Origin of the sequence: Actinosynnema sp. NPDC002837, from assembly GCF_040295345.1 — a bacterium.
Taxonomy (GTDB): Bacteria; Actinomycetota; Actinomycetes; order Mycobacteriales; family Pseudonocardiaceae; genus Actinosynnema.
The window spans coordinates 1-9746 of record NZ_JBEOVG010000164.1 but is presented as its reverse complement, the minus strand read 5'-3'; the positions used below and the strand labels follow the sequence as shown (position 1 = coordinate 9746).

Below are 9746 nucleotides of genomic sequence, written 5' to 3'. Positions count from 1 at the left end.
AGCCGGCAGGCCTGGCGGGACGCTTTTCCCCGCCGGGCCTGCCGGCTACGGCCTGCCTGGGGTGCCCGTAAGGGCCCCATGTCAAATCGAGCCGGACCTGGCCCGTAGGCCATGAACCCCCGAAAGGGGGAACCTCCGACCCACCCGCCACGCCACCAACCCAACCCTCCCGGGTTACCACCGAGTTAGTGCGGCTTCCACAACAACTAAGCGCGCCCGTCCACCCCGTCCAGCACCCGCGCCAACTCCAACCGCGACGACACCCGCAACTTCGCGTAGATCCGCGACAGGTACACCTCGATCGTCCGCGGGCTGTAGTGCAACGCCGCCGCGATGTCCCGGTTGCGCATCCCCTGCTGCACCAGCCGCGCGACGTTCTCCTCCGCCGCCGTCAACACCCCCGGCGCCCGCCCCCGCGCCCGCGGCACCTTCGCGCCCAGCTCCTTCAACCGCCCGCCGGCCTGCCGGCGCAACCCGTGCGCACCCACCCGCTGGAACAGCGCATACGCCTCGAGCAGCTCGTCCACCGCCGCCCCGTCCACCAGCCCCAACGCCAACTGCCCCCGTGCCCGCTCGAACACGAGCCCACCGACCTCCGCCTCGCGCACCGCCTCACGCAGCACCGCACCGTCCCGCTCCACCACGCCGACCAGCCGCCGCACCGTCGTCCGGGTCCACGGCGCCACCCGGTCGCCCGCCACCACCCGCAGCCTCTCCAGCCCCCGCCTCGCCTCGTCCAGCCGCCCACCGGCCAGGTCCAGCTCGACCAACCGGCCCAACAACTCGCAGCCGTACGCCGACATCCCGTCGTCGTCCACCGCCTCCACCAGCACCCGCCGCGCGCCCTCCACATCACCCCGCGCCGCCAGGTACCCGGACATCGCCAACGCGTGCAGCCGGGACATGTTCGGGCTGTTCGGCACCTCGAACGCGGCCAACCGCGCGGCCACGTCCAGCTCACCCCGCCAGGTCCGCACCTCCAGCTCGATCGCGCGCAGCCCGTCCAACATCATCAGCTCCTGCCGCGACTCCAGCTCCGCCGCGGCCCGACCCACCCGCTCCAAACACGCGTCCCACTCACCGCCGAACCAGTCCAGCGCCACCCGCGCCATCTCCAGCTCACCGCGGAACGCGTGGCCGCCCGCCCGTTCCCGCAGCTCCTCCGCCCGCCGCAACCGCCACGACGCGTCGTGCACCAGACCGGCCAACGCGCCCGTCGACGCGCTCACCGCCAACGCCTGCAACTCCAACGCGGGCTGACCGGCCGCCGCGGCCAGCGACCGGTTCGCGTAGTCGACCGTCTTGTCGTGCCGGAACAGCATCGACGTGACGACCGCGAGCCGGTCGAACACCACCACGCCCTCGGCCGCCGACGTCAGCGGCATGGCCTCGATCCGCTCGGCCGCGGCCAACGCCTCCTCGTGACGTCCGGTGAACACCAGCAACAACGCCCGCTGCGCGTGCAACGCCGCCGGCGCGCCACCCTCCGCCACCTCCGCCGCCGCCAGCTCCGCGTCCACCAGCCGCAACGCCTCGGCGAACCGACCGACCAGGAACATGCTGGTCAGCACCACCACCGCGCACCGCGACCGCTCCACGCCCGCCGGCAGCGCCGCCAACGCCGCCAGACCGGGTCCGATCGCCGCACCCGGCCGGGACGCGTGCGCCAGCGCCCGGCACTGCGAGGCCAGCAGCCCGGCCCGTTCCGGCGCGGCCACCGGCAGCAGCTCCAACGCCCGCGCGCACAGGGCCGCCGCCGTCTCCGGCGCGGTCGCGCGGTTCGCCGCGGCGGCCTGCGCCATCACCCGCACCGCGCGCAGGTCGCCCGGCGGCGCCGACTCGGCCAGGTGCCAGGCCAGCTCCATCTCGTCGACCGCCAGCCCGCGCGCCCGGTCGTCCAGCAGCCGGGCGCTGATCAGGCTGTGCAGGTGCCGGCGCTGGGCGGGCCCGATCTCCTGGTACAGCGCCTCACCGACCAGCGCGTGCGAGAACCGGTAGCCCCGGTCCTCGTCCCGCACCACGATGTGGGCCCTCAGCAGCCCGTCGAACGCGTCCACCACCGTCTCCTCCGGCAGTGACGACACCCGCGCGAGCAGCCCGATCTGGTCGAGCCGCACCCGCCGGAAGATCGACACCGCGCGGGCGACGGCCCTGGTGTCCCGGTCCAGCGGCGCGACCCGCCGCACCACCGCCTCCCGCCTGGTCAGCCGGATCGCGGTCGGCGACACGGTGAGCCGGGCCCGGTTGCCGTCGACCGCGACCAGGTCCAGCTCGCGCAGCGACCGGGCGATCTCGACCGCGAAGAACGGGTTGCCGTCCGCCCGCTGGTGGACCTCGTGCGCGAGGCCGTCGTCCACCGGCGTGCCCAGCACGGTCTCCACGATCCGCGCCACGTCACCGCCGCTCAACGGCGCCAGCCGCACGCGCGCCACGTCGGCGTGCCGTTCGAGCCGGTCGAGCAGTTCCTCCACGCCGGGGTTGCGGTGGTGCTCGCGCACCGCCGTGATCAGCACCAGCGGCGCGGCCGTGACCCGGCGCAGCACCACCGCGAGCATGGCCAGCGAGTCGTCGTCCACCTGGTCGACGTCGTCCAGCACGAGGGCGGCGGGCCGTTCGGCGGTGAGCCCGGCCAGCGCCCGCGCGACCACCTCGCACGACCGGCCGAACCAGGTGGCGTCGGGCGCAGACGTCAGCTCCAACGCATCCACCGCGGCGCGCACCTCACGCGAGCCCGCACCGCCCGGCCCGACCGCCACCGACCGCAACGCCGTGGCCACCGCCGCGTAGGGGATCCGCCTGCTCACGTCGTCCGACTCGGCGGCGGCCACCGCGCACCCCCGGTCACGCAGCCGGCGACCCACCTCGGCCAACAGGCTGGACTTGCCGATCCCGGGCTCGCCCGACACGACGACAGCCACCAACCCGGCCGCGGGCACGCGCTCGACCGCGTCGAACACGGCCGCCAACTCGGCCTCCCGGCCGAAGAAGGACCGGCCGACGAAAGACGACAACAGGCGACCTCCCGCCGTCGGAGCGGCCACCACCCTACCCACTGAGGAATCCCTACTCACGTGGCGTGGCTCACGGTGGTGGCATGGCGGCAGACAACCGCACCTGGAGGGTCCATGACGGTCGAGGGCACCTGCGCCGACGAGTTCGCCGAGGTCCGCGCCGAGTTCGAACGCAACTTCGCCGACCGCGGCGAGCTCGGCGGTGGCGTGCACGTGACGCTCGACGGCGAGACCGTGGTCGACCTGTGGGGCGGCGACGCGGGCGGTCGGGCGTGGACCGAGGACACGATCACGCACGTGTGGTCGTGCACCAAGGGCGCGACCGCGTTGTGCGCGCACGTGCTCGCGTCACGGGGCGAGCTGGACCTCGACGCGCCCGTCGTCCGGTACTGGCCGGAGTTCGGGCAGAACGGCAAGGCGGACACGCTCGTGCGGCACCTCCTGTCGCACCAGGCGGGGTTGACCGCCGTGCGGGAGCCCGTGCCGCCGGGCGGCATGCTCGACTGGGAGCTGATGACGGGCCTGCTGGCGCGGCAGGAGCCGTTCTGGGCGCCCGGCACGCGGCACGGCTACCACGCGTTGACGTTCGGGCACCTGATCGGCGAGGTGATCCGGCGGGTGTCCGGTCTGGCGCTGGCCGAGTTCTTCGAGAAGGAGGTCTCCGGTCCGCTGGGGCTGGACTTCTGGCTGACGTTGCCCGACGACCTGGAGCCGCTGGTCGCGCCGACCGTGCCCGCCGGGCGCGGCGAGCCGCTGCCGGGCATGTACGTGATCGGGCTGTCCGAGCCCGAGTCGATGCAGGGGCTGCTGCTGGGCAACACCGGCGGCTACGTCGCGGCGTCGAACACCCCGGCGGCGCACGCGGCGCAGTACGGCGCGGTCGGTGGGATGAGCAACGCGCGCGGCCTGGCCCAGATGTACCGGCCGCTCGCCTCGGGCGGCGAGTACAACGGGGTGCGGCTGGTCGACGAGTCGCAGCTCCCGGTGATGTCGGGGATCGAGTCGGCCGGGTTCGACGAGATGCTGCTCGCGCCGACCCGGTTCTCGCTCGGGTTCATGAAGGCCGTCGGCAACCTGCGCCTGCCCGCCGTGGAGCGCGGCGTGCTGATGTCGGAGGACGCGTTCGGGCACTCCGGGATGGGCGGCTCGCTGGGCTTCGCCGACCCCGGCGCGCGAATGTCGTTCGGGTACGCGATGACGAAGATGGGGCCGGGCCTGGGCGTCAACGCGCGCGGACAGTCCCTTGTGGACGCCACGTACCGCGCCATCGGCTACCGCCAGGCGCCCAACGGCCTCTGGTTCCGCTGACGGGTCACCCGGCAGTCCAGCGGGCGCGTCAGCGGGCGCGGAGGTGGCGGACGGCGTCCAGGAACCCCTCCAGCTCCGGCCAGTCCTGCCGCGCCTCCGGGTCGTCCCCGATGTCGTCCAACCACTCGTACAGGTACAGCCGCTCCGCGACGGCTTCCAGCCCACGCCAGCCGTCGTCGGGCAAACCGTGCTCGCGAGCCGCGGCCACCAGGGCCCCGAACGCATCGGCGTACCTGCCGTCGGCCAGGTGCCCGCGATAGGGCGCCAACGCCTCCTCGGGCAGCAACGCGGCCACTTCCACGAGGTGCGTGCGGGCGTGAGCCCGGCGCTGGAGGTCCTCGTCTTCGCCGGGGTCCTCCAACGCCGCTTCGTCGACCGGTCCCAGCAGTGCGATCATGGACCAGAGCTGGTCGAAACCCGAGGGATCCGAGTCGGGGCGCGGTCTCCACAACGGGCTCGCCTCGACCAACCGGCGTGCTTCGTCGTCCGGCACGCCGGAGCCCTTGGCGTAGTAGACGATCGCCGCGGTCTTCGCCACCCCGCGCCCGCCCAGCAGCTCGAACACCTCTTCGTGCCCGAGTCCTCGGACGTGGGCGTCGCGGACCATGGCGATCAGCTCGGGATCGTCGTGCACGGGGACGAGCCTACGACCCGACGCCGTAGACCGAACGGAGCCAGGCGCACGTCAAGGTGTCGACCGGCTCGCGGTCCCGGGCCGCGGACCGGGACCGGGAACGGCTCAGGAAGACCCGCTCGTTCATCGCCACCAGCACCGTTCGGCGGTGTCGAGGATCGCCCGCGAGGTGAGGTCGCCCTTGCTGGGCCTGCGTCGCGACCCGACCGTGCCGGCACGTGGGGACCTGGCGGACATCCCCGGTTCCGCGCGCGTTCGGCCGCAAGGTCTTCTCGCGCACCGCCGCCGGGTCGAGGACGTTGACGCGCACCACCGCGCCGGTCGGGGTAGACAATGAGGTGTGGATCCGCTGTGGGCACTGCGACAGGTGGCGTTCCAGCTCGAGCGCGCGGGTGAACCCACCTACCGCGTCCGGGCGTTCCGCAAGGCGGCGGAGGTGCTGGCGGCGTTGCCGGACGGCGAGGTGGAGCGGCGGGTCGCGGCGGGCACGTTGACCGACCTGCCCGGCATCGGCAAGGCCACCGCCGGGGTGATCACCGACGCCGTCGCCGGGCGCGAGCCGGACTACTTGAGCCGGTTCCGCGAGCCGGTGGTGGGCGGGCAGGCGCTGCGGGCGCTGCTGAAGGGCGACTGCCACACGCACTCCGACTGGTCCGACGGCGGCAGCCCGATCCGCGAGATGGCCGAGACGGCGCGCGGCCTCGGGCACTCGTGGATGGTGCTGACCGACCACTCGCCCCGGCTCACCGTGGCCAACGGGCTGTCCGCCGACCGGCTGCTCGCGCAGCTGGACGTGGTCGCGGAGCTGAACGCCGAGCTGGCGCCGTTCCGGATCCTGACCGGCATCGAGGTGGACATCCTGGACGACGGCGCGCTCGACCAGCGGCCCGAGCTGCTGGAGCGGCTCGACCTCGTGGTCGCCAGCGTGCACTCGAAGCTGCGGATGGCGGCGCCGGAGATGACGCGGCGGATGGTGGCCGCCGTGTCCAACCCGCACGTCGACGTGCTGGGGCACTGCACGGGACGGCTGGTGGTCGGCAAGGGGCGGCCGGAGTCGACGTTCGACGCGGAGGCGGTGTTCTCGGCGTGCGTCGAGCACCGCACGGCGGTGGAGATCAACTCGCGGCCGGAGCGCCGCGACCCGCCGGGCAGGCTGCTGCGGCTGGCGGTCGAGCTGGGGTGCTCGTTCGCGATCGACAGCGACGCGCACGCGCCGGGGCAGCTGGACTGGCTGTCGTTCGGCTGCGAGCGTGCCGAGGAGTGCGGCGTGACGCCCGACCGGGTGATCAACACGCTGGAGGCCGCGGAACTCCTGTCCCGCTGACCGCGTCCCGTCAGCGACCCGCCGTCGCCGGGCGTTGGGCCCTCGACGCGCGGACCAGGTGGCCGTACCAGGGGATCAGGGGCCCGGTCGGGCCTTCGACCAGGCGTTGCCACGTGGCGCGGCACAGGGCGAGGAACGGCGCCGCGTCCCAGTAGCGGGCCAGCTCCGCCAGCGGCCGGGTCTGGACGTTGCCCAGGCCGTAGCGGCGGTCGAAGCCGTAGGACACCGGCACCGCCGCGCCGTTCGCCTCGATCACCAGCGGGGTCAGCCAGCGGCCGAGGGGTTGCCCGTCGTCGACCGGCGCGGCCATGAACGCCTCCGGTTCGCGAGCCAGCATGGTGCGCGGCACGGCGTCGAGCTGGACGGCCAGGCCGTGCTCCTCGGCGATGCGGCCCAGCTCCACCGCCGCGTACGCCAGCTCGACGGCGTCCGGGCGTTCGCCGGCCATCAACCGGTTCGCGGCCCCTTCCGGCTCCAACGGGTGAACCTGGAGCAGGAGAGCGCCCGACTGGACCGCAGCCAGTGCGACTTCACCCAGTTGGGTGGCATTCCCCTGGGTCAACGTGGTGACCACGCCGACCGGGAGGCCGACCTCGGTGAGCCGGCGGATGCCCGCCAGGGCCTTCTCGAAGCACCCTTCCCGATCACGGATCCGGTCGTGCGTGGCGCGGTCGCCGTCCAGCGACACGGCCACCAGGTCGACCAGCCCGCGCACCAGGCCGATGCGGCGCTGCGTCAGCGCGACCGCGTTCGTGGTGACGGTCGTGCGCATCCCGGCCGCGCGGGCGGCGCGCAGGAGCGCGGGCAGTTCCGGGTACAGGAACGGCTCACCACCGGAAACGTTCAGCACGTCGTAGCCGAGCGCGGCCGCGTCACGGACCACCGCCGACAGCACGGAGATCGGGATGGACTCGGCGACGTCCGGGCCCGAGCTGGAGTAGCAGTGCAGGCAGCGCAGGTTGCACAACCTGGTCGGGTGGACCTGCAGGACCGCCCGGCCACTCGTCTGGCCCATTCCACCCTCCCGCGATGCTCGATATCCCTATGGAGCACGCACGGGGCGCGGTGATACGTCGAACCGGCAACACGCCGGCTCACGCGGTTCGTCCCCCTCCCCCGGGCATCCCGTCGACGCCGTCCCACCACCCGGAGCGGGACGCATTCCGAACCACCGCCGCAATTGTGCGGACAACTCGCGAAACCACTCGAATTGACGTTCTCGACGCGTGCCGACCGATTCGGTGTTAGCGTGCTGCGCCGGTCGAGGCATTACCCGGCATTATCCCGAGTTCGGCTCACGTCTTGGACCTGAAGGGGTCGCCGACATGGATGACCAGGACTTGAACACCGCTCACGTGCGCCGCAAACCGGGACCGGCGCTTTGGCTGTCGGCCGGTGCTGTGGCCGTGCTGGCGCTGGGGATCGCGATCGGCAGCACGTTCGACGCCGAACCCGCCACCACCGCCGCCGCCCTGCCGACCACATCACCGCAGGCCGAGCGTCCGACCAGCACTTCCACGACCGCGGAGAGCGTCGCCGCGGCGAGACCGGGCGCCGTCTGGCTCTCCGACCTGCCGCCGGTCGACAGCAGCTCGATCGACGACATGTACGTGGAGAGCCCGTGGACGGCCGCTCCCGCAAAGGTGCGGAAGGTGACCTACACCAAATCCGTTTCCGCCACCGGCGCCTGGTGCTCGTCCGCCCAGCTGACATTCGCGCTGGACGGCAAATACGACCGCTTCACCGCCCAGGTCGCGATCGCCGACGATTCATTGGCGACGAAAGAACTGGACTTCTACGTCCTGCTCGACGACCACCGCGCGACCGAACTCGCGAACACCGGCCCCACCCCGCAACCGGTGGACCTCCCCGTCACCGGGGCGCGCCTGCTGACCATCGGCGTCGAGTCGACCGCGGACCGCCCGGACGACTGCCCGGGCCCGGAACGCGTGGGAGTCTGGGCCGACCCGGCCCTGACCCCGGCCGGCTAGGACCTCGGGGACGCGCCGGGCGGCGGGTCTTCGCGGAGGCGGAGCGGCTCGCCGTACCGGTCCTGGTAGACGCCGAACGTGAAGCCGGGCCACGGCGACGGCTTGGCGCCCTCGGGCAGGTCCGGTGGCATGTTGGACGGCGTCATCATGATGTCGTCGTAGTAGTCCTCGCCCTGGGCGACGACCCACTGGGCGACGTCGTCCACGAAGTCCTCGGTGACCGGCGGATCGAGGTGTCGGGTGAACTCCTCGTCCTTCAGGTTCGCGGCGTGCTCGTGGTAGGTCCAGTAGAAGTCGACCAGTTCGGCTTCGGACATGTCGGTGATCCTGCGGCGGAGTTCCTCGGGATCCCGCGAACCCAGCGCGATGAGGTCCCAGAAGTGCAGTTCGTCCGGCATTCGGCTACCTATCTGAAATCGCTCGGCCTGAGGTTGTACCGCTCCATCCAGCGGTAGAAGGTCCGGTCGCTGACACCGGCCCGCTCGGCCGCCGCGCCGACGTGCCCGTTCGCGTCGGCGATGAGCCCGCGCACCTCGGTCGCGGGCGGGGGCGCGTTCTGCGGCCGGAAAGTCGATGGTTCGGCACCGTCCGGCGGCACCAGCTGCCCCTGCTCGTTCCAGTACCACCCCTCCTGGCGCAGGCGGCTCCCACCCGGAAGCGGTTCGAACGGCGTCCCGGGACCGACCCTCCCCAATCGCGGGCCGACGCTCTCGACCGGCGTGTTGTCCCAGGGAAGTCGATCTCGGGCACCCCAGTCTAACTGGTCTCGCAAACTCTGCTCGTAGGAGCGGATCCGCCCACCGGAGGGGAGGCTGACCTCCCGCACCTCGATCTCGAGGTCGATGCCCAACCGCCTGCCCGCCAACGCGTAGCGGCCGAAGCGGTCCTTCAGGGGATCGCCGCCGGTGGTCTCGCCGACCTTGAGGATTTCCCCGGTCGACTTGTCCCGGACCACGTAGAGCGCCTTGGCGTCATCCGGGATGCGGGCCGACGCCGCGTCGTCCGGCCGGATGAACCGCGGTTCCCCGACCGGCACGCCGAGCCTGTCGAAGTCCGGTCCTCGGTCGAGCACGCGCCCCACGGCCGGGTCGGCGTCGCCGATGGCGCGGAGCTCGTCGCCCAGGTCCCGGATCTCCCGCAACCGGTCGGCCGCTTCGGGGATCTCGCCGTCGCGGATCCGGGCGTCGAGGCGGTCGGCGTCGGCCGAGAGCTGTTCGAGCCGCGAGCGCACCCGCGGGTCGTCGACGTGCGGCAGGACTTCGTCGATCTTGTTCCGGAGCGGCCCGCCGACCGGCCGTTCCTGCCGCCCGGGGCCGCCGGCGCGATCTTGGGCGTCGGTGGGGTCGAGGTCGGTCTTGTCGGCGTCCTTGGTGCCGGGGACGTAGCCGTCGTCGCTCGCTCTGGTGGTGGTGCCGTCGGGGTGGTGGGTGTGCCATTCGCCGTTGGGTGGGATGCGGGGTTGGCGGTTGCCGTCGGGG

At 72.8% G+C, this 9746-nt stretch carries 7 protein-coding genes and 1 pseudogene; 3 read left to right on the top strand and 5 right to left on the bottom strand.

Features of this window, described 5'->3' with window-relative positions:
- Positions 1 to 206: 206 nt before the first annotated feature.
- A complete protein-coding gene (locus ABTZ99_RS44005) occupies positions 207 to 3011 on the bottom strand; it encodes an ATP-binding protein (protein WP_499619089.1) in 2805 nt (934 codons plus the stop codon).
- Positions 3012 to 3125: 114 nt separating this feature from the next.
- Between ABTZ99_RS44005 and ABTZ99_RS44000 the strand changes: the two genes are divergently transcribed.
- Positions 3126 to 4319, top strand: coding sequence for a serine hydrolase domain-containing protein (locus ABTZ99_RS44000; protein ID WP_499619087.1), 1194 nt, complete (start codon positions 3126 to 3128; stop codon positions 4317 to 4319).
- A gap of 28 nt (positions 4320 to 4347) precedes the next feature.
- Here the strand turns inward: ABTZ99_RS44000 and ABTZ99_RS43995 are convergent, their stop codons facing one another.
- Entirely contained in the window at positions 4348 to 4953 is a 606-nt protein-coding gene (locus ABTZ99_RS43995; RefSeq protein ID WP_499619085.1) for a hypothetical protein, read from the bottom strand.
- Positions 4954 to 5293: 340 nt separating this feature from the next.
- Here ABTZ99_RS43995 and ABTZ99_RS43990 point away from each other — a divergent pair, with 340 nt between their 5' ends.
- On the top strand, positions 5294 to 6277 hold the full coding sequence (locus ABTZ99_RS43990) for a PHP domain-containing protein (protein WP_499619083.1): 984 nt from the start codon (positions 5294 to 5296) through the stop codon (positions 6275 to 6277).
- Between the two features lie 10 nt (positions 6278 to 6287).
- Here ABTZ99_RS43990 and ABTZ99_RS43985 read toward each other — a convergent pair whose 3' ends face one another.
- Positions 6288 to 7292: a radical SAM protein gene (locus ABTZ99_RS43985; protein ID WP_498783850.1), complete on the bottom strand. Its 1005-nt coding sequence runs from the start codon at positions 7290 to 7292 to the stop codon at positions 6288 to 6290.
- A gap of 211 nt (positions 7293 to 7503) precedes the next feature.
- Here ABTZ99_RS43985 and ABTZ99_RS43980 point away from each other — a divergent pair, with 211 nt between their 5' ends.
- Positions 7504 to 8268 carry an NPCBM/NEW2 domain-containing protein gene (locus ABTZ99_RS43980; RefSeq protein WP_499619081.1) on the top strand — a complete coding sequence of 255 codons (765 nt, stop codon included), beginning with the start codon at positions 7504 to 7506 and terminating at the stop codon, positions 8266 to 8268.
- On the opposite strand, the gene ABTZ99_RS43975 is transcribed toward ABTZ99_RS43980, so the two are convergent.
- Together ABTZ99_RS43975 and ABTZ99_RS43970 are read right to left on the bottom strand one after the other, a co-directional pair.
- Entirely contained in the window at positions 8265 to 8666 is a 402-nt protein-coding gene (locus tag ABTZ99_RS43975; RefSeq protein ID WP_498783846.1) for a DUF4240 domain-containing protein, read from the bottom strand. The genes ABTZ99_RS43980 and ABTZ99_RS43975 overlap by 4 nt on opposite strands.
- Before the next feature lie 8 nt (positions 8667 to 8674).
- Positions 8675 to 9746 (bottom strand): annotated as a pseudogene (locus ABTZ99_RS43970) (hypothetical protein); the annotation flags it as partial.